Raw genomic sequence first — 503 nt, 5'->3', positions numbered from 1 at the left:
GCACCTGTTCGAACTCTACCCGCCCCTTGAGCGGCGGTACTGTGCTACGTGTAGCCTGAGACAATTCAGTACGGGAATTGAGGATGTCTCCCAGACGCTGCACCGAGACCCCGGTCTGCTGGAAGCTGGTCCACAGTTGCGCCAGGCGCATGATCGGGCCGCTGACACGGCCAGCCAGCATATTGAATGCGATCAGTTCCCCCACCGACAGCTGCCCCTCTATCACGAGACGGGCGCCGAGCCAGAGTGTGGCGACCGTCACTAACTTGCCAATAAGCGAGACGCTTTCATTAGCGAGAGTGGATAAGGTCTGTGTTTTAAAACCTGCGGCAACATAAGCCGCCAGTTGATTGTCCCACTTGCGAATGGCCTGCGGTTCAACCGCCATTGACTTTAGGGTATCGATGCCATTCACCGTTTCGACAAGGAATGCCTGATTCTCGGCGTTACGTGTGAAGCTATCCTGTAATCGCTTACGCAAGAGAGGGGTAACCAACCCCGAA

At 56.1% G+C, this 503-nt stretch carries 1 protein-coding gene; it reads right to left on the bottom strand.

Translation table 11 applies throughout. From position 1 onward, the window contains the following. The coding region (locus tag Phpb_RS27120; RefSeq protein WP_420848369.1) for an ABC transporter transmembrane domain-containing protein at positions 1–481 on the bottom strand (481 nt) is incomplete at its 3' end. Positions 482–503 lie beyond the last annotated feature (22 nt).

Source organism: Photorhabdus namnaonensis (assembly GCF_001684335.1).
In the GTDB taxonomy this organism is placed as follows: Bacteria; Pseudomonadota; Gammaproteobacteria; order Enterobacterales; family Enterobacteriaceae; genus Photorhabdus; species Photorhabdus namnaonensis.
This window is presented reverse-complemented; position numbering and strand designations above follow the sequence as displayed.